This window comes from Megasphaera sp. DISK 18, assembly GCF_001682955.1.
GTDB classification, from domain to species: domain Bacteria; phylum Bacillota; class Negativicutes; order Veillonellales; family Megasphaeraceae; genus Megasphaera; species Megasphaera massiliensis.
In genome coordinates, this window is record NZ_LUGJ01000038.1 from 52,044 (window position 1) to 75,282 (window position 23,239).

Sequence of the window (23,239 nt, forward strand, 5' to 3'; positions counted from 1 at the left end):
CGGGAGATGCAGAAAAATCCATATATCAGCCTGCTGAACCTCATGGAGCAGGTATCGAGGAGCAGCAACAGTCCGTCCATCCAGATTGGCGAGATACTCCAATCCCCGCCGGACATCCAGGTGAAATACAACGGCATCGTCCTGACCAAAGAGGAACTGTGGATTTCCCATTACCTTCTGGCAGGCTACGGAAGAACGGCCCGCGGCCATCTAGTATCGGCTACCCAGAACCGGGCAGGCGGCAGCGGAGATGCGGCGTATCAGTCGCATAACCACGACATCCATAACGACTACACCGATTCGGTGATTACCACGGATACCTTGAAGCCGGGCATGAAAGTCGCCATCATGCCCATGCTGGTGAACGGAAAAATCCAGCAGTATGTGATTTTAGATGAGATTGTGAGGTTGGACGGGTATGGCTGATCCTTTTGTGGCCTTGGCATCCGGAGCGGATGTCAGTGCCAGAGAAACATTGCCGCTCCTTTCGGAATACGGCTATGATTTTGAGAAGCATCGGTTCCGCTATGACGAGAACGGGAACAACATCACCGTGACAGAAGATGAAGCCCTCAAGGTGTGGATCTATAAAGCCCTGATGACGGAACGATATCGGTATCTGGCCTACCATGATGAATACGGCATTACCATTGAACCCTATCAGGGGACGATGCCCAACAGCGTCTATACAGCAGACCAGATCTGCCAGAATATCCGGGAGGGGCTGGCCGTCAATCCCTATATTGCACGGATTAACCGGGTGGATGTGGAAAAGCGGGAGAAAGATGATTTGTTCATTCTGGTGGATGTGACATCCATTTACAGCGATGAAAGCATCACGGTTGCCGTAGAAAGGAGCCTTGCATGAGCGATTTGTTCGATGCCCAGACAAAAGACCAGATTGAGAGCCGCATGGTGCAGACCCTGCACACGCTGACCGATACGGACAAGACGGCCATCGAGGGTTCTTTTGCTCGGGACATGATTGATACCAATGCCGTGGAATTCGAGAACAGCTATGCCGAGATGGCCATGCTGCGGGACGCGGCTTTTGCCGAGACTGCCTGGGGCGATTATCTGACGCTCCGGGCCGAGGAATTCGGCATCCAGCGGAAACAGGCGGTGAAAGCCAATGGCCAAGTGACGGTCACCGGGCAGTCCGGGGCCTACATCATACGTGGCAGCCTGTTCCAGACGAAAGACGGGCTGCGCTTCTACACGACAGAATCCGCTACGATTCCATCTGACGGAACGGAAGCAGACATTGCTGTCCAGGCCGCAGATACAGGGGTGAAAGGGAATGTGGCACCGGGAACGATTACGGAAATCCCTTATTCCATCCCCAATGTGTACAGCGTGACCAACCCGGAGAAATGCACGGACGGAGCCGATGAAGAATCCGATGCGGCCCTCCTGGCACGGCTCCTGTTCCGGGTCCGCCAGCCCATCACGTCCGGCAACGCCAACCACTACCGCTCCTGGGCCATGTCCGTGGACGGGGTGGGCAACTGCAAGGTCATCCCGCTCTGGAACGGGAACGGTACAGTGAAAGTCATCATTGTGACGGCAGAGAATGAATCGGCTTCCAGCGAGCTAATTCAGAAAGTGTCCCGGCACATCGAATCCCAGCGGCCCATTGGGGCTACCGTGACCGTGGTATCTCCGGCACCCGTATCCGTGGATATTACGGCAGAAGTGTACGGCACCGTCAATGCCGATGCGGTGACAGATGCTGTGTCCGCCTATTTCAAGAATACGGGGTTCAGCCTGTCCTATGTCAGCCTGGCCCAGATTGGCCGGCTCATCCTGGGCGTGAACGGGATTACAGACTACCGAAACCTGAAACTCGGCGGCAAGGCAGAGAACATCCGCCTGACCAATGAACAGATCCCGGTAGTCGGAAAGGTGGTGCTGAACCTTGTCAGCGAATGAATGGATGAGGCAGCACCCCATTGATGTGCTGGACTATCTGCCGAAATTCCTGGGGAAAGACCCGATGTTCAAGAAGACGGCGGATACCTGCAGCACGGAACATGACCGTCTGCGTCTGGCCTTGCAGGACCTGGCGGACAACTTCTTCGTGAACACAGCCACCTGGGCGCTGCCTCTTTATGAATCATTCCTTGGCATCAAGCCCGGCGACGGGGATACCGACGAATTCCGCAGGCAGCGGATCCTCTTTAAGCTGCAGCATGTGGATGTGTCCACGGTGGATTTCATGGACTCCATCGTGAACCTGTACAGCGTCGGCCACATCGAGGAAGTGAATGAAGAATATTATTTCAAGGTGTACTGCATTATGAATGACAAGGATACGGCAACGCTCTCGAAGCTGATTGCCCAGCTCGATATCTACAAGCCGGCCCATCTGGGCTATGCCATCTATCTGGGCTATTCCTGGAACGGAAAGATTCACTGGGATGGAGAGGCAACGTTCTCGACGGCGACCATCGTATCCGGGAAAGGAGTGACGGCAAGTGGCTGAGTATATCAAGGAGAAGTGGTCAACGGATTTCCCGGACCGGGCCGGACAGGAAGTCCGGCCCACAGAAGCCGTGGAGAATACGCTGGATTATGATGTGCTTTTCCCTCAGTATCTTTCGGAAGACCCGGTGGTCTTCAACCAGCAGAACAAGACCGTGTCCCAGCTGGTCAGCAATGATGCCCGGCTCTATGAGCGGATTTCTGCGACGGCGGCTGACATTAACGCCCATCTGACCGATGCCAAGGCCCATGCCAGTGGCATCAGCGGCAATGCGGCCAGTGCGTCGAAGCTGCAGACAGGACGGAAGATTCACCGGGTGCTGTTTGATGGCACGAGAGACATCACCCTGCCGGATTTCAGCGGCTGTGGCGAAAAGACGGCAGGCCAGAGCGGCATGGTCCCGTCGCCGTCTGCGGGAAAATTGAATACCGTCCTGCACAGCAACGGCAGCTGGGGCAAGGTCACCTACGCCGATATGGACGAGGAAGCCGTGGCCAAGATTCAGGCCTGCCCGTTCCCTGTCAATGCCATCTACATATCCGCAGACGGGAAGAATCCGGCAACGTACTGGCCGGGTACGACCTGGGTGGCCTTTGCCATGGGACGTTGCCTGATCGGGGCCGGGGCGGCAGACAGCGGAACTATGTACAAGGCCGGGGACAAGCTGGGTGAAGAGAAGCACAATCTTACGATTCCAGAAACTCCGGCTCATGGACATACGGTCGGAGACAGCGGGAATCATCGTCACTGGTCCTGCGGGGCATTGCCACGCAACTTCCAGTGGGATGCCTGTGAAGGCAATGATGCACCTGTGGCCGTAGGCTATGGCGACGGCTGCTGGCATGGCAATCAGGTGGACGGGCATACGTCTTGGGATGGGAATCATTCCCATAGCCTTTCCCGGACGGGCGGCGGCCAGCCGCACAACAACATGCAGCCGTCCATTGTCGTGTACATGTTTCGGCGGACGGGATAGGAGGTGAGAAATATGGCTGAATGGCTACAAATGGCAGGGTCTTTGGTCTCGGTCCTGATGCTCTGCGGTGTCATCTTTAATTTCAGCGTCATCAAGCCCTTAAATCAATCAGTACGGAGCCTGCAGGAGTGCATTGATCATCTGCGCAGGCAACTATCCGATACGGAATCCAAACGGCAGCAGATGGCAGAGCGGTTGTCCCGGGTGGAAGAAGCTACGGGGCACGTGCAGCATCGCCTGGATGTGATGGAACAGCGCCAGCATGAACAGGGGTGAGGGAGATGAGCTTTTTTGTAGTGAAGAACCGGATCCATCTGACGCGGGGCGATTCAGCAGAATTCGACCTGACCATACGCGACCGGGTAACGGGCAGTGTCTTTATCCCGGGGGACGGCGACCGCCTGACCTTTACACTGAAACGCTTCATTACGGATAAGGACCCTGTCCTCACGAAAACGCTGGGCCAGGGCATCCGTCAGGAGCAGGACAGCTGTGTTCTGGTATTCCTGCCGGAAGATACACGGCATTTATCCTGTGGCCGGTATATCTATGAAGTGAAGCTCGTGCGGGGAACTGGCTATACCGATACCATCATCCCGGCCAGGGGTTTTTTCCTGGAAAGGAGCGTGACGGAGCGTGGCACAGAATGAAAGTACTTTAGCAGGCTTTGTTTCCCTACCTCTTAAAAGAAATTCTCTGGTCGGCATTCTTTCCATGCCGCAGGCGCCGTTCGAAGCGTACCAGGAAAAGCGAGTTACTCCGACGGCTCAGGAGCAGGTCATCACCGCAGACGGCGGGTATACTGCTCTTTCCAAAGTGACGGTGGCTGCCATTCCGTCGAATTATGGCAGGATCAGTTTCAATGGCTATGAATTAAAAGTCGAGTAAAGGAGCAATCAACATGGCGAAGAACGTAAAAATCAATTCCGTTATCTATGCAGAAGTGCCGCAGGTATCGATTCCCCTGGCAGAAGGGGAGGGCAGCGCGGTCTTTTATGATACCTCTGGCGCTACGGCCTCTTCCGGCGATATCCTGAACGGCAAGTCAGTTTTCCTGGGCAGCGGGTCTGTTATCGGGACGATGACTGACAACGGCGCGGTCAGCGGCAGCATTGCCAAAGCTGATGGCGCCTATACCATCCCGGCCGGCTTCCATAATGGCAGCGGCTCTGTGCGTATCAGCAAAGAAGAACAGGCCAAGCTCGTCAGCGGCAACATCAAGTCCGGGGTGACGGTCCTCGGCATCAGCGGCAAGTCCAGCGTAGTCGATACCAGTGATGCCACCGCCGCCGCGGGGACGATTGTCAGCGGTAAGACGGCCTACATCAATGGTACCAAGGTGACGGGCAGTCTGACGACCGTTTCCGTTTCCCAGGACAGCCTGACGAAAATCCTGACTGTCGAGTAAGGAGGGAAGGCCATGAAGGTAAATGTGACGATAGCCGGAGCCAGTTACAGCGAAGTGCCATCCATCCTGATTCCCCTAAAAAACGGCGGCAGGGCACGGTTCTGCGAAGTGTCTGACACAACGGCGAAAGCTGCCGATGTGGCTAAGGGGAAAAAGTTTTATACCTCAGAGGGTGAACTGGTGACGGGGACGGCTGACCTATCACAGGCAGATGCGCGAAAGACGATAACCCTGATTCAAAAAGAGCATCAGACCATTACGCTTACCTGCAACCATCCGGAGTTATCCTCACAAACAGACTCAGATGGAAATACCGTATATGCTACAACGTATCAGGATACCTTGAGCATCAACTTGAAAGCAGATACCGATTATTATGCGGGGAAAATCACTATCAACGGGGAAGAGCAGGAAAGCAGCAGTACCAATCCTCAACTTGCTTATATATCGGCACCCATCAGTAATGGCATGATTGTCAGTGCAACCGACGCCGCCCCGATTCCCACTGTTCCTTTTACAGATGTAAGCCTTACGATGACGGGACAGGGCACGCAGTGGCTGACTGGCCATATGCTTATGACGACGAAGCAATCCCCGGAAAGCCCTAAGATAGTCGGCGTGGGGGCTCTGGAAAATGGAAGCCGTAAAGGGCTGCTGTTCCTGTTGGATGAAGAAAAACGATATGCAGGTTGCAAAGTTGAACTTACGACAGGGACAGGAATATCGGATACCACAGAATTGTTTTATGAGAAAGATGATGATCTGGGGGTCATAATGATTGGGGAAATATCGGATGCTTTGTATTCCTATCTGGCAGAAGCCTCAGCAACAAAGGCAGAAGTGGTATTAACCATTAAGGTGGTGGGATGAGTTTGTTTGAAAAAGTGAATATCCCCGATTGTTTGGTCATCATTGGGCTGGTCACAGCCCTGATCATGGCCATTTTTTATAATCTCAACGAGCTGGCCATGTCCATCGCATCCGGCCTGCTTGGCTATATCGGCGGTACCGTAAAGTCCGCTGCCAACCAGAAAGGAGAAGATAAATCATGAAAGTATTCCTGAATCCCGGCCATGCGCCGAACGGCAATCCTGACCCCGGTGCCGTGAACGGAGAAACGGGGCTGCGCGAATGTGATGTGGCACTGGCTGTAGGTGAATCTGCGGAAAGCTATCTGAATGCCGCTGGTGTTGAAACCGAACTGCTCCAGTCCGACAGCCTGTACGATATCTGCGAAGCGGCGAACAGTAGTGACGCCGACATCTTCGTATCCATCCACTGCAATGCCGCTGAAGCCGAAGAAGCCAACGGCACAGAAACCTGGGCCTGTGCCGGCAGTTACCGTGGCAGCGTGCTGGCCAGCTGCATCCAGAGCCAGTTGGTAGATGCCCTTGATATCACCGACCGTGGCGTGAAAATCGCTACGCCCGGCGTCAACGGCCTGTATGTTCTCACAAACACGGACATGCCCGCCGTCCTGGTCGAGCTGGCCTTTATCACCAATCCTGGCGATGAAGAAATCCTTGCAAACGCCCAGGATGCCATGGCCAGAGCAGTTGCCAGGGGAGTGACAGATTATGAACAACTCATCTTGGGAGGTAAATGACTATGAACCGTGAAGAAATCAAGAAAGCCGTCGCCAATGCCGTCGTAGACTTTGCCAGAAGCGAAGCCGAAGCGGCCATCAAGTCCATTGACCTGGATGATGTCCAAAAACTAGTGGAAGCGCAGATGAAGAACCTCACAGATCCGTTGGAAGCAGAAATCCAGACCACCACCAGCTGGTGGGTGAAGATTCGCAATCGTCTCTACATCACCTTGATGCAGCAGGCGGTAAAAGCCATTGTGACTGATGTAAAACAGAAGATTGCATGAGAAATGCCGGTATGGGACATCGGAGCGGATGTTCCTTACCGGCTTATTTCTATTTATCCAGATAAATATTCTTTCTATGCCCAATTTCAAGAACCAAAACAATCACCTTGGTGTCTTCTATTTCTACAATGATTCGGTAATCACCTACTCGATATCTCCACTGCCCGCTTCTGTTTGCGGTTAATCCTTTGTCATATTGTCTAGGATCTGAACACCCATTTATGTTTTTCCTCAACCAACTTGTAATCAGGAATGCTGTATATTTATCTAATTTTTTTAATTGTTTTAACGCTCTTTTGGAAAAAAAACAACACTGTAATTCATTTCAGACCTAACTCTTTTTCCACCTCGTTAAGTGAATAGACTATGGGGTCGGATTCAAATTCTGCCAAGGCTTCTTTGTAAGCTTTTACATCATGCTCGTCTTCAATTCGTTCTATAACAGAACGTCTCACTAATTCTGATACAGTGATCCCATTGAGTTCAGCATACTTTTTAAAAAGTATAGAATCCGCTTTATTTAATCGTAATGAAATAGTCATACTATCACCGCCCCTTTCGTAATACATCGTATTACGAAAGGGGCGGTGTGTTAAGTCTGTTTTCCAATCAAGTTGGGAAAAACTGAAAATTGTTTTCTAGGGTACTTGAAATCATTTCTTTTGTCCTATTACTCCTGAGAGCCAATTTTCAGGAGGTGTTCATTATGACGGATGAACAGAAACAACAGATTACTACTATGCGCCGAGACGGAGCAGGGTATGGGAAGATAGCAGTGATACTCGGTATTTCTATCAATACAGTGAAATCTTTCTGCAGACGGCACAACCTGGTTACCAAGAAGACAACATCAGTCTGTGAGCAATGTGGAAAGCCCATTGAACAGAATCCGGGACGCAAGCGGAAACGATTCTGCTGCGATGCCTGTCGTAACAAATGGTGGAACGCTCATCCCGAGCTGGTGAAGCGGAAGGCGGTCTATACATTCACTTGCCTAAATTGCGGCAAAAAGTTCAGTGTCTATGGCAACAGCCATCGGAAGTTCTGCTCCCATGCCTGCTATGTCGAGTATCGCTTCAGAGATGGTCGCCATGGATAAAAGGTTATTTCGTAATGAAGCAACCTTCCAGGTGACGATGTATCTGGCGAGAGTGATGCTGGCAGAAAAACTTATCACCGAGAAGGAGTACCAGACTTTCGAGCAGGAGATGCTCCATAAATATCAGCCCTTTTCTGGCGATTTATATACTTGCTAATTGGTTAAAAAAGAGGGATATATAGTGTTGAAAGGAGCTGATTCTATGCGGACTATCCGTAAAATCGAACAAAAAATATCCGGACTGAAACAACGAAAGAAAGTTGCAGCCTATGCCCGTGTCTCCATGGAATCGGAGCGGATGCACCATTCCCTTTCGGCACAGGTCAGTTATTATAGCAAGCTGATACAGAAAAATCCGAATTGGGAATACGCTGGGGTCTATGCAGACTACGGCATCTCTGGGACGGGGATAAAGAAGAGGCAGGAATTCCGGCGGATGCTGGAAGATGCCGAAGCCGGGAAGATAGACATCATCCTGACCAAATCCATCCAGCGGTTTGCCCGAAACACGGTTGACCTTCTGCAGACGGTACGTCACCTGAAAGAACTGGGTATTGAAGTCTGGTTTGAGAAAGAAAATATCCATACCATGAGCGGAGATGGCGAGCTGATGATGACCATCCTGGCCTCCTTTGCCCAGGAAGAGAGCCGTTCCATCAGCGAAAATATCAAGTGGCGGTTTCGTAAAAAGTTTGAACAGGGGATTCCTCATGCAAAGTTCTTCGTTTACGGCTATTGCTGGGAGAAAGATAATCTGGTCATCCAACCAGAAGAAGCCGCGATTGTCAGAGAAATTTTTGATGCCTATCTGCAGGGCAGAACCAGAAAAGATATATTACGGGAACTAAAGCGGCGGGAGATTCGCACCATGTATGGGAACTATTTCAAAGATGCCAGTATCAGGCAGATTCTTACGAATCGGATTTATACGGGCGTTCTTGAGATTCAGAAAACCTTTGTGACGGACCCTATTACCAAACGCCAGGCCGTTAATCATGGAGAAAGGAATAGGTATGTAGTGGAATGGCATCATGAAGCCATAATTTCTTCTGATATGTTTGAACGGGTTCAGCAGGAATTAAAGAATCGCAAGGAAATGGGAATGCAGCGAGGCGGATATGCCAGGGATTTTTTGAACACCTCTTGCTTTACGGGGATCATCAAATGTGGCATCTGCGGGAAAAGCTATGTCCATGTTGTTCGGAAATACAAGGGAAGGATACGGGAATACTGGACCTGTGATTCGCATAAGGGCAAGGGGACAAACTGTGGGGCCTATGGCTCCATCCCGCAGCCCGCTTTGAAAAAAGCATGCGCAGCCGTTCTGGGTACAGATGAATTTGATGAAGAACTGTTTGTTCAGCGGGTAAAGAAGATTGTTGTTCCTTCTTATCACACGCTGGTATTTCATTTCAAAGATGGAAACGTTATCACACAGGAATGGAAATCGACAGCCTTAAAGGATATGTGGACGGATGAGCAGAAGAAAAAGCAGAGGCAATGGATGGAAACGTATCATCAGCGTGATACGTCCGGCCGTTATACCGCTTTTTCGGAACGCATTGTATGTCCTGCGTGCCAGACAAAATTCATACGTTGTCTAGAGAAACGTAAGAATGGAAAAGTGGCTTATTGGCGGTGCAGGGGAGAACATAGATGCATCCATGTAAGAAACATCAAAGAAGAATGGCTGCAGCGTATGGCAGCAGAAACAATGGGGAAATTGGAATTTGATGATACAGCATTTAGAGCACAAGTGCAGCGTATTGAAGTACAGGATAACGAAACATTGCTGTTTCAATTTAACGATGGTCATACGAAGGAGGTGAAGTTGTCATGAAAAAAGTGCAGGTAATTCCAGCTACACTGCGGAGTTATACGAAAAAGCTGATGGACAGTCAAAAAAAGAGAAGGGTGGCAGGCTATGCACGGGTTTCAACGGATCACGATGAGCAACTTACCAGCTATGAAGCACAGGTGGATTATTATACGCGTTATATCCAGAGCAGAAATGATTGGGAATTTGTCGGGATGTATACGGATGAAGGCATTTCAGCTACGAATACCAAACACCGGAAAGGATTTAAACGGATGATTGATGATGCCATGGACGGCAAAATTGACCTTATCATCACAAAATCTGTCAGCCGGTTTGCCAGGAATACGGTTGACAGCCTGACCACCGTGCGAAAGCTGAAAGATAAAGGAATCGAAATCTATTTTGAAAAAGAAAATATTTGGACACTGGACGCCAAAGGAGAACTCCTGATTACCATCATGAGTTCCCTGGCACAGGAAGAGAGCCGCAGCATCTCTGAGAATGTAACCTGGGGACACCGGAAACGGTTTGCTGATGGGAAGGTCAGTCTGGCATTTAGTCATTTTCTTGGCTATGATAGGGGAATGGACGGAAACCTGATAGTGAATAAAAAGCAGGCAGAAATCGTAAAGTTGATTTACCGTTTGTATCTTAGCGGATACACGTTTCATTCTATTGCAAAAGAACTGACGGAACGTAAGATTCCCACTCCAGCTGGCTGCAAAATCTGGAGAGCTAACACGATCCGAAGTATTCTCATGAATGAAAAGTATAAAGGGGATGCCCTGCTTCAGAAAAAAATCACGGTTGATTTTCTGACAAAAGAGACAAAGAAAAATGAAGGGGAAGTGCCACAGTATTATGTGGAACATAACCATGAAGCTATCATCAGCCCGCAGATATTCGATTGGGTACAGGAGGAAATCAAGAGGCGGCGTAAAGGGAAAAAACGTTACAGCGGCGTATCCATCTTCTCCAGTAAAATCAAATGCGGCCAGTGCGGCGGCTGGTACGGAGCCAAGGTGTGGCATTCGACCGACAAGTACCGCAGGACCATCTACCGATGCAACGATAAGTTCAAGAGCCACTGCAAGACACCGCATCTGACGGAGAATGAAATCAAAGGTGCTTTTATCCGAGCAGTCAATCAGCTTATTGAGAATAAGGAAGATATTCTGAGCAATATCACGATGCTGAAAAAGCGTCTTACAGATACCGCATCTTTGGAAAAGGAACGTGATGCGCTGGAATTAGACCTGAACATGTTGACCGACCAGGTGCAACAGCTCATTGCTGAGAATGCCCAGGTGGCACAGGACCAGGATGAATATGGCAGGAAGTACAACGGGCTGGTCAGCCGGTATGAAGAAACGAAGAAGAAGTATGATCAGGTCTGTGATGCCATACAGCAGTGTGTGGACAGATACTGGAAGCTGGATAACTTTATGAAAAATCTGCAGAAACAAAATCTTGTATATGAGTTTGACGAAAGGCTGTGGTGCAGTTTGGTAGACTTCATTATAGTATACAGTAAAGTAAAAATTCAAATAGTTTTTAAGAATGGTACGAAAATACATGTGGGAATGTGAATGGAATATAAAATCTATTGACATGATACGGGGGGTATACTGTAAATGGTTAAAAATTTTTGGAACAAGGAGTGGTATTATGAACAGAATTTATAAGTTGGTTTGGAATCGGGTGCGTAACTGCTATGTGGTTACTTCTGAACTGGCAAAAAGTTACGGAAGGAATAATGGGAACAAGCTTGGAGTCACTGGCAGAGTAGTAGCCGGCGCACTTGCTGTACTGTTAGGATCAAGCCTTAGTTTGGGAACCGCATTTGCCGAGGGTGTAACATCGGGTGATGGAGCCCATAAGTACCAACAGGGTATCGCGATTGGCGACAATGCAGCTGCAGTAGATAGTACTGCTTCAAATGGACATAGTGGTAATACAGCTATTGCTATCGGCGCCAATTCTAAAGCATCTGTTGGCAATCCGTTAAGCCAAGACGTCAATACCGGAGCCATTGCAATCGGAACTGGTGCTAGAGCTGACTATGCATCTATTATGATCGGCAATATTGATTCAGTACCTACCACTACAGGATTATCAGGATATGCATTGGGCACAACAACTATCGGGATAGGACAGGGCGTAAAAATCGAAAATAGCGTTGGTAATGGGATTTCCATAGGTACTGGCAGTACAAGTAGTAATTCTTTTGATAGTGTCTCCTTGGGGACAGGTAATAATATCTCAAACGGAAATAATAATGTTGCGTTAGGGGCAGGAATTAATATAGACGGACTTTCAAATGTTGTTGCCTTAGGTGCGGGTTCGTCTGCAGAAGGAGCCGTCTCAACTGCAGGAATGACCATTGGAAGCCAGAATTATAACTTCGCAGGAACCAATGTCAATGGAACGGTTTCCATAGGCAACGGCACTACACAACGTACGTTGACGCATCTGGCTGCTGGACGTGTGGATGCAGGGTCTACAGACGCAGTAAATGGTTCACAGCTCTTTGCTGTAGCACAGGCTGCAGCTGCTGCTCGAACCACTATTACAGGTGGAAGCCACGTTTCGGTATCATCTAATACAGGTGCTGGCGGAAGTACTAATTATACTATCAGCGTAAATGGCACAGACACGATTGCAGCTGGGAATTCAGATCTCGCTACCAGCAATGGCGTATATCAGTACGGGCAGACACTCATCAATAACGGCCTGAAGTTTGGTGCCAATTCTGCAAGCGGTGCGGCAAATCCGGCTACGGCCAAACTGGGGAGTACAGTTAACGTAGTAGGTGAAGGCGCAAAAGCGGACACCGAATACTCCGGGGATAACCTCAAAACCGTTGTGAGCCAAGACGGAGCAGGCAATACGACCATCACAGTCAAGACGGACAAGAACCCAACGTTTGATTCTATTACTACCATTGGCGATGCCCACATCGGAGGTGCTGCCAATATTGATGGCAATGCAACGGTAGGTGGTGACACCCACCTGAAACAGGATCTTCAGGTAGACGGCAATACCAATATTGACGGTAATGCAACGGTAGGCGGTGACACCCACCTGAAACAAGATCTTCAGGTAGACGGCAATACCAATATTGACGGCAATACAACGGTAGGTGGTGACACCCACCTGAAACAGGATCTCCAGGTAGACGGCAATACCAATATTGACGGCAATACAACGGTAGGCGGTGACACCCACCTGAAACAAGATCTTCAGGTAGACGGCAATACCAATATTGACGGTAATGCAACGGTAGGCGGTGACACCCACCTGAAACAGGATCTTCAGGTAGACGGCAATACCAATATTGACGGCAATACAACGGTAGGTGGTGACACCCACCTGAAACAGGATCTCCAGGTAGACGGCAATACCAATATTGGTGGGAATACAACCATCGCTGGTGATACTCATATTCAACAAAATCTCCAAGTAGATGGTGATGCAAATATTAAAGGAGATGTTCATGCGGGTGTAGGCTATTTCAATGATATACAGCTTCCGGGAGGCTCTTTAACTGGCAGATTAGATAAAATGGATACCCGTATAAACAGAGTCGGTGCTGGTGCAGCAGCTTTATCAGCTCTTCATCCCCAAGATTTTGATCCCGATAATAAGTGGGACTTTGCAACAGGTTATGGTAACTACAAAGATGCCCATGCTGTAGCTGTAGGAGCTTTCTATAGACCTAACGAAGATACTATGTTTTCTGTCGGAGGGAGCTTCGGTGGTGGAGAAAACATGGTTAATGCCGGCGTGACTTTTAAACTGGGACAGAAGAGTACTGTTAGCCGGTCTAAGGTATCTATGGCAAAAGAAATTATTGCCTTACGTAATGATAATTTGGAAATGCGCCAAGAACTTGATGAATTGAAAAACATGATGAAAGCTGGCACAGTTTCTCCTATGAGAAATGTTAATTTCTCGGACGTTCCAAAAGACCATTGGGCCTATCAGTATGTTAAGAGTTTGGCCGATAGAGGCTATTTAAATGGATATACAGATGGTGAGTTTAAAGGCGATCGAGCAATGACTCGTTATGAATATGCAGCTATTGTCTATCGTGCGTTACAAAACGGGGCTCCTGTAGATGCAGATATGGGACGTTCTTTGAGCGAATTTGCTCCTGAAGTTGAAAAAGTGGCATCTGCTGATCGGTTCCGTGTGGACCGTATTTCTGGCAAGGATAATGACCGTCATAAGGTAGAACGTGTACGGGTAAATGATAAAGATGATAAAGTCCAAAATGTGTTCCGGGATGTTTATGGTGATTATGTTCAGAAATAAATAGTATAAATATGAAAAGACAAAACAGGAGTTATCAGAGAACATAGTGACTACTGTTTTGTCTTTTTATATTTATAGTGAAAATGCATATTCCCAATCCTTAGAATCTATTCTGATTTCCCCTGGCTTATAAGCCTATTTCAATTAGACGAAATGTTGACGAAAACGCGGGGGGGGGGTAGAATATAATTGATCAGAATTTTAAAGAGCATATGATTGGAAAAGGAGAGTACAATGAATAGGGTATATCGGGTTATTTGGAGCAAAGTAAAACGCTGTTATGTAGTTGTCTCTGAGTTGACGAGAAGTTGTACGAAAGATAATCGGAGCCATGGGAGTTATAGACGAAATGCTTTCGCTCTTTGTGTAGTCCTGTTATGTGGTAGTATGAGTGTAGCAGGAGCAGCTGATACGACAGTGGGTACTGGTTCTGGCGTAGCCTATGGCACGAGCAGTAATGCTCCGAAAGCGGAAAACGTAGCCATTGGTAAGGGAAGTAGCATCGGCTATTCTAATGGTGCCAGTGCAGCTACTGGAGACATTGTGGTAGGTAATGGAGCCAATATTAATAACTATGCCAGCCAGGGCGGCAGTGTTGCCATTGGCAAAAATGCCAAAATCGAAAATATGGCCGGTGGCGGTGAAGCCACTTTTGCACTGGGACAGACTACTTTTTCCGGGAGTATTTTTTCTAGTGCTCGGATTCCTGCTGATCCGACGAAAGTGGTTGGCAGCATTGCTATTGGTGACAATACCTTTGCTCGGACTGGCAGTACAATGATCGGCTCCCATAATTACCGTGGGGACCTTGGGGATACCACTGTCGATAGTTCCGCTACGCGTGCTTCTAATTTGAATGTCTATGCGACTACTGTCGGTGCGAATAGCTTTAGCAATGGAGCATTTACCACGACTACCGGTGTCTATAACATTATTTCCGGTGAATACAATGGTGGACGATCGGCTAATGGTCAAAAAAACTTTGGCGCAACCATTACCGGCGCTTTGAACAGTATAGAGTCGATGGATAGTGCAGGTTCAGACTATTATTCCGGTATAGCAAATAGCATTGTTGGTACTGCCAACAGGACTCAGAACTCCAATGGATCTTTGATCTTTGGCGCCGGGAATGAAATTACCAATTCCTATACCTCCATATCCGGTTTGCCAGGAGGGCTATTCTCGACCACGCCGACTTCAGCTAAAGATTTGGCAAATATATTGCGTGAAGCAACAAGCGAATCTGATGGTGGAGGTTCTACAATGGCTATTGGTGGCGGTAACAAAGCCGATTATACCCAGAAAACACAAATTACTGGTGTTAATAATAAAGTTACGGGTACGGCCCGTAATATTGCCGAATTAAATTCCGTATCCGGCTTTAAAAATACCGTAACCAATGCGTCCAATAATATTGTCATGGGCAACGAGCATACCGTGACGGCCAATAACACGATTGCCATCGGCGGTCTTTCTGCAGCCGATACCCGTTCCGTAGCTAATACAACTTCCATTGGGTATGATTCAAAAGTCAATAAAGAAGGTGGCGTAGCTCTTGGTTATAAGTCTAATGCTACGGTAGATAAAGGAGCAGCGGGGTATGACCCGACTACGGGAGCTACTTCGACAGAGACAAATTCTACATGGAAGGCTACATCAGCAGCCGTTTCTGTAGGTGATGTAGGAAACGGTGTTACTCGTCAGATAACCAGTGTGGCAGCAGGCACGGCAGATACGGATGCTGTCAATGTGGCACAATTAAAGAAAGCCGTTGCTGGAGCTTCTGATGGGAATGATACGTTGGTAAGTAGTGCTAATGGGCTTAGCCTTTCCGGTAATACCCTTTCCATGAATGTTACTGATACTGCGGGAAATGCCGTAACAGGCTCCGTGGATTTGTCTGCTATTGCTGGTAGCGTAGATACGAGAAATACCGTAACTGCTGGTGATAATGTGACTATTGATGAAACCTCAAATACAGATGGAAGTTCTACCTATAAAATCAATGTAACGGCAGATGGACAAGTGGCAAACGGAAACACTGGAATCGTAACTGGTGGGACTGTGTACAATGAGACGCATGTAACGAATGATGGTTCCTATGTTAAGGCGGATAATACAGCTGGACAGAATTTGTCTATCCTGGACAGCCAAGTAAAGAATAATGCAGACAACATAAGTAACTTGGATAATCGAGTTAATAACATGGGGAACAATCTTAATAAATTAGGTGACCGGGTAGATAGGGTCGGTGCAGGGGCTGCAGCACTGGCGGCTCTTCATCCCCAAGATTTTGATCCGGATGATAAATGGGATTTTGCAGCAGGTTACGGTAATTATAAAGATGCCCATGCAGTAGCTGTAGGTGCCTTCTACCGGCCCAATGAAGATACCATGTTTTCCGTAGGCGGCTCTTTCGGCGGCGGTGAAAATATGGTAAATGCTGGTGTGACCTTCAAGCTTGGGCAGCATAACCATGTGAGCCGTTCCCGCGTGGCCCTGGCTAAGGATGTATTGGAGTTAAAGCAGATTGTAGCTAAGCAAGATGAAATGATTCAAAAACTCATGAGTGGTAAGGTATCTATAGCTACTAAAGACGTGACCTTCCCGGATGTACCGAAAGATCATTGGGCTTACACGTATGTGAAGTCTTTGGCGGACAAAGGGTATTTGGAGGGGTATCCGGATGGCGAATTTAAAGGGAATCGTGCGATGACTCGTTACGAATACGCAACGGTTATTTATCGCGCTTTGCAGAACGGAGCGCCTAATGATGCCGATATGAGTCGAGCCGTAGAAGAATTTAAACCAGAACTTGCCAAGGTACAAGAAGTAGAACGTTTCCGTGTTGACCGTATTTCCGGTAAGGATAACGACCGGCATAAGATCGAAAGGGTACGTGTCAATGACAAGAATGATAAGGTTAATAACGATTTTAGAGATGTATATGGTTCACATATTCGGAAATAGTATAGGCTTCTTTTACTGAGATAAAAGAAATCAAACAAGCCTGGTATACGGAGAATCTGTGTATCGGGCTTGTTTTTTTTATGACTAGGGTTTGTAGAGTGGTCTAAATGAAGTTATGGATGAATCTTTGGCAGACATTGAAGATTTGGGATAGGAGCGATATGGCCTGGGTTTAGATATAGACTTTAACTTGCTAGCAATCAGATCTTAGAAAGAATTACAAAGAATGATGCTAGATTTATGAATCGAAGTTTAGCATAAAATATTGACAGAAATGTAAGAAGAGGAAATGATTCTTCATATAAAGGCGTTTTTTATTGGAAAGGGGAAACGAATGATGAATAAAATTTATAAAGTCATATTTAACCGGGTAAAGGGACGTTACGAGGTTGTTTCTGAATTAGCAAAAAATGGTGGGAAAGCGTCCGGAAATTCTTTGCTGAGAACTTTTATTAATTCGGGGGGGGGTATTAACTAAAAGTATTTTATTGTCACTGCTTTTATTAGGGACTAGTTATGGTGCTAATGCAGCGACTATCAATGATGGTGACACCTTGATTGGAAGCGCAAATATTAATGTGACTAAGGATGATACAGCGCAAACTGTCACTATAACAACTAATGGATTGGCGACAACTGCGGAACTAAATATCAATAAGGCAAATATAGCAGCCAACACCGCACAAATCGGTACTAATACAGTAGATATCAATACCAATAAAGCGAATATAGCTGATAATACGGTACAAATTGGTATCAATGCTTCAGCCATCAATTCGAATAAAGAGGATATCTCTGACCTGAAGGCAGTCAATGCCGTACTAGGGCTGGATAAAGATAAGGCAGGTATGAAATATTTCCGAGCCAATTCTACCGGTTATGATGCCTATGCTACTGGGGCAGATGCGATTGCTGTGGGCAAAAATGCAAGGGCTTCCGAGGATAAGGCTGTTGCCATGGGCACGCAAGCAGAAGCCAGCGGTGTGGGTGCCATTGCTATCGGCGCAGAAACGAAAGAAAATGACAATAACAAAGGAGCAGAAGCAGCTGCGGAGAATTCTGTTGCCATCGGTGCTGATACGGAAGTGGTTGAAGAAGGTAAAAATGGTATTGCCTTGGGGCGAGGGGCTATTACTGGTTCCAGGGCTGGTATGACTGCTGATGACGGTTCTCAGCTGGTTGCTGCGGGTGGCGGAGCGAATAGCATTTCCATTGGTAATGGAGCGAATGCCCGAGGTAATTCAGCCATCGCTCTAGGGGATGGCGCTGTAGTCATGAATGACGCTACGGCGGCCAACCCTATTACCAATAATGGCATTGCCATCGGTACAGGAAGTCGGACAGTCTCGGAAAACGGTACGGCTATTGGTAATGGAGCCAGAGTCAGCGGTAGCAGTGCAGGTGCGACGGCCATCGGGAACCAGGCAAAAGCACAGGCCTCAGATGCCCTCGCGGTAGGTTCCGGTGCAGAGGCGACGTATAGGGACAGTGTAGCTATCGGTTCCGAAGCGAAATCATCATATGTTGAAACGGTGGCTATCGGAAAGAGCTCGGAATCTAAGGGTAATCAGGCTATTGCTCTGGGCAGCGGTACCACAGCCAATGCGGATAATGTCGTTTCCATTGGACATAAAGCAGTAGCGGATGCAGAATATTCTGTTGTCATGGGTGAAGAGGCCGGTAAAGGCATGATTGGGGACAAAAACCATGTCAATGGTGCTCATGTTGTTATCGGGAAAAATGCTGGACAGAATATCGATGGATCCGAAGATATTTCTCTGGGGTTCGGTGCCGGTAGCCATGTAAAGGGGAATTATAATATTGCTATCGGTTCCGGTGCCGGTACCTATCTGGGGGATAATACCACTGGTTCTACACAAAATTCTCTGGCTGGATATGACGTATCCCTAGGGTATCATGCCAATCATTATGAAGCAGCCACTTCCATTACTGAAGCAACAGCGCTGGGGGCCAATACGGTGGCCAGGACACAGAGTACCGCAGTAGGTGCTGTTTCTAAAGCTACCGGCAATGGAGCCACTGCTATAGGCTTTACTTCTCTGGCAGAAGGAGATAAATCTATGGCCATCGGAGAAGAATCTATTGCTCGGGGCACAGGTAATGTGGCTTTAGGTGGGGGTTCCCTGGCTACAGCAGCAATGGCTTCCGGGAATGCTTATCTGACAGGTACGATGGCCACACAGGTTGTTTCTGTTGGAAATGGTGCTTCAATGAGCGACAATGGGCTTCGTCGGATAGTCAATGTAGCTGACGGGGCAGCTGATCAGGATGCAGTAACGGTAAAACAGCTGAAAGCACTGCAGACAGATCTGTCCTCCCAGATTACCAATGCCCATCCCGGCAGCAGCGGCAATGCGGTGACGTATTCGGGAACGAATAATGAATATGTCAGTCTGAAAGATAATAACAATAATGCAGTACAGATTAAAAATGTGAAAGATGGGGTAGATGCTGGCGATGCAGTTAACAAGGGGCAGATGGATCAAGCTGTCAGTGATGCTAAAGTACATTACTATTCAGTAAAGACTGATGATACAGGAACGGCGAAGAATAATTTCAATAATGATGGTGCTGTGGGTAGTGACTCTCTGGCAATGGGGGTGATTGCTAAGGCTACGAATGAGCGAAGTGTGGCTATAGGCAATAATGTCAGTGCTGAAAGTAATGGCAGTATCTCTATGGGCGTGGGCTACAAGAATACAGACGGATCTATCAGTGAAACGAAAGCGGAAACTGGCTATCAGTATAATACCGCTATTGGTGCCGGTGCGCAGTCTGCCGGCGATAATTCATTAGCCATCGGTACCAGAGCGGCGGTTAAGCAAAAAGCTGGTTCTGCTACTAACAGCAGCAAGGAATCTATTGCCATCGGATATCTTGCGGAGACATCTGATATCCGAGGTGTAGCAATGGGAGCTGAAGCTAAGAGCATTGCCAAGGGGGCTAATGCTATCGGTGACAGAGCGACTGCCTCAGGAACAGACTCTATTGCCATCGGCACAGAGGCAACGGATGCCCTTTCTACTAACTCCATCGCCATGGGGACGAAGGCAAATGTGGAGAAAGGCAGCAGTGCGGCGGTTATTGGTAATGAATCCACTGCAACAAATGCAGTGAATGCCAATGTCTTCGGCACGGAAAACTCAATTATTAATGGAAAAGATGACGACAAGGTGAAAGATAACAGCCTTGTTGGAAATGGGAACAAAATTACCCGAAACGATGCAAAGTCTGTGACTAATGTCACCGTTAGTGGAAATATCAATACAGTGCAGGGCATCACGGATTCCAGTAGCGCGGCGGATGCATCCAAACTGGATAAAATTAATATTACCGGTACAAACAATACAGTAACCCTGAGCGATAATGGGCTTCCCATTGAAGATGTGACTATTCTGGGGAATGATAATACGGTTGAGGCTGCGTTGAAATATGATCCCGACGGAAAACCACTGTCCAATATCCAAATTCTTGGTTCTAATGTAACTGCGACTCTGGGAAATTCCGTATATTTGGGAACGGGTTCTGCCGCTACAGCAGAAGCCACTGCGGAAACAGCCGGTGCAGGGGAGTACAATGATCTTTATGCTGTAGCGGCTAAGAAGGCGGATGGCGTGGTCACCATCGGTAGCAAAGGCCATGAACGGCGTCTGCAAAACGTGGCAGCTGGTCTGGTCAGTTCGACCAGTACCGATGCCGTAAATGGAAGTCAGCTCTACCTGCGGACCCGGCCCCTTCGTTTTGCCGGGGATAATTCCACACTTGGCTCTACCGCCGCTGCCGATCAGAACGTGCTTCATCGGGGTTCTGATGAAGCTATGTCCATCCTGGGCGGAGCCGACGGCAGCAATCTGAGCGATAACAACATCGGCGTAGTGGCCGATGCAGCCAATAACAAGCTCACCGTGAAACTCTCGAAGGATGTGAAGGGTCTTAACAGCGTGACGGCTACTACTGTCAATGCTACCACGGTCAATGCCGGGGATACTACCATGAACGACAACGGTCTCACTATTAAGAACGGTCCTTCTATCACAAAGACCGGCATCAATGCCGGTGGCAAGACCATTACCAACGTGGCAGCCGGTGTAAACCTGACCGACGGGGTGAATGTAAGCCAGCTGAAGAGCGCCCAGGCAGCGGCTACCACGGAAGTGAAGGCCGGAAAGAATGTGACGGTAGATGAAGCTACGGGAGCCAACGGCCAGAAGGTATACACGGTGAATGCCGATCTCAGTTCTGTGGCGGATGCCCTGGGAGGAAGCTCTACGGTAAATGCCGTCACCGGCAAGGTGGAAGCCAATCTGGAAGTCAACGGGAATACCTACCATACGGTGCAGGAAGCGGTGAATGCCGCCAACACTACCGTCTCTTCTAATGACGGCTCCGTGAAGGTGACCAAGAGCTCCAATACCAACGGTTCCAATAATTTCGACCTGGCGGTGGATTACACCAAAGTAGCCGAAAATGCCAGCCTGACTTACAAGGCCAACGGCAAGAATGAAAAAACCGTAAGCCTGAAAAAGGGCCTGGACTTCACCAATGGGAAGAATACCTCGGCTTCCGTGGCTGCTGACGGGATGGTAAAATATGATCTCAATGATGATATCAGCCTTAGCAGCGTAACCACCGGGGATACGGTGATTAATAATACAGGTCTGACCGTAGGCGGTAATGCCTACGTGACCAAGAGCGGCCTCAATGCCAACGGCCAGAAAGTGGTAAATGTGGCAGACGGCGAAATTTCTGCCACCAGCACCGATGCGGTAAACGGCAGCCAGCTTCATGCCACCAATGTGGAGGTGGAGGAAAACACCAAGAACATTGCCATCAACAAGAAAAATATCCAGAAGAATGCGGATAATATTGCCAAGGGCTTGAACTTTGCCGCTGACTCCGGCACTACCTATAACGCCCAGCTGGGAGATACGGTTTCTGTGAAGGGGGACGGACACAATGTGTCCACCTCTGTCGATGGCAGCCAGATCACCGTCAAGATGAGCGATACTCCTTCCTTTACCTCGGTAAAGGCCGTGACCATTCAGGGGAACACCATCTACGGCGATACCATCAAGGCCGGGGATACGGTAACCATGAATAACCAGGGCATTGACATGGGAGACACCAAGATCACCCACCTGCACAAGGGAGAGGTTTCCGCTACCAGCACTGATGCGGTGAACGGCAGTCAGCTGTATGGTACGGAAACTCGGATCAATCGTCTGGGTAACCGGATTAATCGTGTTGGTGCTGGGGCAGCGGCTCTGGCTGGGCTACATCCGCTAGATTTTGATCCGGACGACAAGTGGGATTTTGCTGCCGGATATGGCAACTATAAGAATGCCAATGCCGTTGCTATTGGTGCATACTATCGTCCTAACGAAGATACCATGTTCAGCGTAGGTGGTTCCTTTAGCGGCGGAGAGAACATGGTGAATGTTGGTGTTAGCTGGAAATTTGGACAGAAGAGCCATATCTCTCGTTCACGTGTTTCCATGGCTAAAGATATGCTGGCTATGAAGAATCAGATTGAAACATTGACGAAAAAATTGGCAAATTATGAATCGGGCCAGCCTGTCAAATTGGCTTCTACTGCAAGCGGAGCTATGACTTTCCCGGATGTCCCGGAAAATCATTGGGCTTATGAGTATGTTAAGAGTCTGGCGGAACGAGGCTACCTGAAAGGATATCCAGATAGGGAATTTAAAGGCGACAGGGCGATGACACGTTATGAATACGCGGCCATCATTTACCGTGCTTTGCAAAATGGAGCACCCTCAGATGGTAACATGACACGTTCTGTAGATGAATTTGGCCCTGAATTGATCAAAGTCCAGAATATCGACCGTTTCCGTGTAGATCGCATTTCCGGGAAAGATAATGATCGGCATAAGGTAGAACGGGTACGAGTAAATGATAAAGATGATAAAGCTCAAAATGTGTTCCGGGATGTTTACGGAAGCCATATTCAAAAATAGGGCATAATAAGTAAGAAAGAAATATAAAAGCGTCAGTTGTTCAAAAGGAATGACTGACGCTTTTATGCTAGTGCTGAACATAAAATTGGATTTAAGAATGGGCTGCTAGCTTTTTATGATAGTGTTGACTGATAGCGGTAGATGGTTTTCAGAGAAAAAATTAATTTTCATTGTAATTTACGAGGTTTATTTTTATAATTAATTTGGTCAGTTTTTTTGAGAGAGCTCTACCTATCTCTTTCTGGAATATGCACACGGGGTGTTCAAAATCCTTGGTATCGTTGTATTGTA

Annotated in this window: 22 protein-coding genes; 20 read left to right on the top strand and 2 right to left on the bottom strand. The window is 48.1% G+C overall.

The annotated features are described in order from the left end of the window. Window positions 1-6: 6 nt before the first annotated feature. From A0U42_RS08825 to A0U42_RS08885, 13 genes are read left to right on the top strand one after another with little or no spacing between them, the layout of a single operon-like run. On the top strand, window positions 7-426 hold the full coding sequence (locus tag A0U42_RS08825) for a DUF2577 domain-containing protein (protein WP_065360657.1): 420 nt from the start codon (window positions 7-9) through the stop codon (window positions 424-426). Next, window positions 419-868 carry a DUF2634 domain-containing protein gene (locus A0U42_RS08830; protein ID WP_065360658.1) on the top strand — a complete coding sequence of 150 codons (450 nt, stop codon included), beginning with the start codon at window positions 419-421 and terminating at the stop codon, window positions 866-868. The genes A0U42_RS08825 and A0U42_RS08830 overlap by 8 nt, the downstream gene beginning before the upstream one ends. Further along, a complete protein-coding gene (locus A0U42_RS08835; RefSeq protein ID WP_065360659.1) occupies window positions 865-1,932 on the top strand; it encodes a baseplate J/gp47 family protein in 1,068 nt (355 codons plus the stop codon). The genes A0U42_RS08830 and A0U42_RS08835 overlap by 4 nt, the downstream gene beginning before the upstream one ends. After that, entirely contained in the window at window positions 1,919-2,485 is a 567-nt protein-coding gene (locus A0U42_RS08840) for a putative phage tail protein (protein WP_255304153.1), read from the top strand. The genes A0U42_RS08835 and A0U42_RS08840 overlap by 14 nt, the downstream gene beginning before the upstream one ends. Continuing rightward, window positions 2,478-3,461: a hypothetical protein gene (locus A0U42_RS08845; protein ID WP_065360660.1), complete on the top strand. Its 984-nt coding sequence runs from the start codon at window positions 2,478-2,480 to the stop codon at window positions 3,459-3,461. The genes A0U42_RS08840 and A0U42_RS08845 overlap by 8 nt, the downstream gene beginning before the upstream one ends. Window positions 3,462-3,473: 12 nt before the next feature. Further along, window positions 3,474-3,737, top strand: a complete 264-nt coding sequence (locus A0U42_RS08850) for a hypothetical protein (RefSeq protein ID WP_255304154.1) — start codon at window positions 3,474-3,476, stop codon at window positions 3,735-3,737. Window positions 3,738-3,742: 5 nt separating this feature from the next. Then, on the top strand, window positions 3,743-4,111 hold the full coding sequence (locus A0U42_RS08855) for a hypothetical protein (RefSeq protein WP_065360661.1): 369 nt from the start codon (window positions 3,743-3,745) through the stop codon (window positions 4,109-4,111). Beyond that, window positions 4,098-4,349: a hypothetical protein gene (locus A0U42_RS08860; protein WP_065360662.1), complete on the top strand. Its 252-nt coding sequence runs from the start codon at window positions 4,098-4,100 to the stop codon at window positions 4,347-4,349. The genes A0U42_RS08855 and A0U42_RS08860 overlap by 14 nt, the downstream gene beginning before the upstream one ends. A gap of 13 nt (window positions 4,350-4,362) precedes the next feature. After that, a complete protein-coding gene (locus tag A0U42_RS08865) occupies window positions 4,363-4,869 on the top strand; it encodes a hypothetical protein (protein WP_009014527.1) in 507 nt (168 codons plus the stop codon). Between the two features lie 12 nt (window positions 4,870-4,881). Then, the gene (locus tag A0U42_RS08870) at window positions 4,882-5,739 is read left to right on the top strand and encodes a hypothetical protein (protein ID WP_014128954.1); all 858 of its coding nucleotides are present in this window, start codon (window positions 4,882-4,884) and stop codon (window positions 5,737-5,739) included. Further along, window positions 5,736-5,921 (top strand): hypothetical protein, encoded by a 186-nt coding sequence (locus A0U42_RS08875; RefSeq protein WP_009014525.1) that lies wholly within the window; start codon window positions 5,736-5,738, stop codon window positions 5,919-5,921. Before A0U42_RS08870 ends, A0U42_RS08875 begins: the two co-directional genes overlap by 4 nt. After that, window positions 5,918-6,475, top strand: coding sequence for an N-acetylmuramoyl-L-alanine amidase (locus tag A0U42_RS08880; protein WP_009014524.1), 558 nt, complete (start codon window positions 5,918-5,920; stop codon window positions 6,473-6,475). Before A0U42_RS08875 ends, A0U42_RS08880 begins: the two co-directional genes overlap by 4 nt. Further along, window positions 6,472-6,744, top strand: coding sequence for a hypothetical protein (locus tag A0U42_RS08885; RefSeq protein ID WP_065360663.1), 273 nt, complete (start codon window positions 6,472-6,474; stop codon window positions 6,742-6,744). Before A0U42_RS08880 ends, A0U42_RS08885 begins: the two co-directional genes overlap by 4 nt. Window positions 6,745-6,793: 49 nt before the next feature. On the opposite strand, the gene A0U42_RS11505 is transcribed toward A0U42_RS08885, so the two are convergent. Both A0U42_RS11505 and relB read right to left on the bottom strand, forming a co-directional pair. Continuing rightward, complete coding sequence (locus A0U42_RS11505) at window positions 6,794-6,994, bottom strand: type II toxin-antitoxin system RelE/ParE family toxin (protein ID WP_369690866.1); 201 nt, start codon at window positions 6,992-6,994, stop codon at window positions 6,794-6,796. Window positions 6,995-7,064: 70 nt separating this feature from the next. Further along, window positions 7,065-7,286, bottom strand: a complete 222-nt coding sequence (gene relB / locus A0U42_RS08890; RefSeq protein ID WP_065360664.1) for a type II toxin-antitoxin system RelB family antitoxin — start codon at window positions 7,284-7,286, stop codon at window positions 7,065-7,067. 480 nt (window positions 7,287-7,766) lie between these two features. Here relB and A0U42_RS11650 point away from each other — a divergent pair, with 480 nt between their 5' ends. From A0U42_RS11650 to A0U42_RS08920, 7 genes are all read left to right on the top strand, one after another. Next, a complete protein-coding gene (locus tag A0U42_RS11650; RefSeq protein ID WP_176698858.1) occupies window positions 7,767-8,000 on the top strand; it encodes an SHOCT domain-containing protein in 234 nt (77 codons plus the stop codon). Between the two features lie 45 nt (window positions 8,001-8,045). Continuing rightward, entirely contained in the window at window positions 8,046-9,683 is a 1,638-nt protein-coding gene (locus A0U42_RS08900) for a recombinase family protein (protein ID WP_065360665.1), read from the top strand. Next, window positions 9,680-11,251: a recombinase family protein gene (locus tag A0U42_RS08905; RefSeq protein WP_065360666.1), complete on the top strand. Its 1,572-nt coding sequence runs from the start codon at window positions 9,680-9,682 to the stop codon at window positions 11,249-11,251. Before A0U42_RS08900 ends, A0U42_RS08905 begins: the two co-directional genes overlap by 4 nt. A 79-nt stretch (window positions 11,252-11,330) precedes the next feature. Further along, window positions 11,331-13,979 carry an ESPR-type extended signal peptide-containing protein gene (locus tag A0U42_RS11715; RefSeq protein WP_065360667.1) on the top strand — a complete coding sequence of 883 codons (2,649 nt, stop codon included), beginning with the start codon at window positions 11,331-11,333 and terminating at the stop codon, window positions 13,977-13,979. Window positions 13,980-14,213: 234 nt separating this feature from the next. Next, the gene (locus tag A0U42_RS08915; protein WP_083122486.1) at window positions 14,214-16,949 is read left to right on the top strand and encodes an ESPR-type extended signal peptide-containing protein; all 2,736 of its coding nucleotides are present in this window, start codon (window positions 14,214-14,216) and stop codon (window positions 16,947-16,949) included. Window positions 16,950-17,286: 337 nt separating this feature from the next. Further along, complete coding sequence (locus A0U42_RS11720) at window positions 17,287-17,427, top strand: ESPR domain-containing protein (protein WP_206671168.1); 141 nt, start codon at window positions 17,287-17,289, stop codon at window positions 17,425-17,427. Between the two features lie 76 nt (window positions 17,428-17,503). Then, window positions 17,504-22,948 carry a YadA-like family protein gene (locus A0U42_RS08920; RefSeq protein ID WP_218055540.1) on the top strand — a complete coding sequence of 1,815 codons (5,445 nt, stop codon included), beginning with the start codon at window positions 17,504-17,506 and terminating at the stop codon, window positions 22,946-22,948. Window positions 22,949-23,239: the final 291 nt, after the last annotated feature.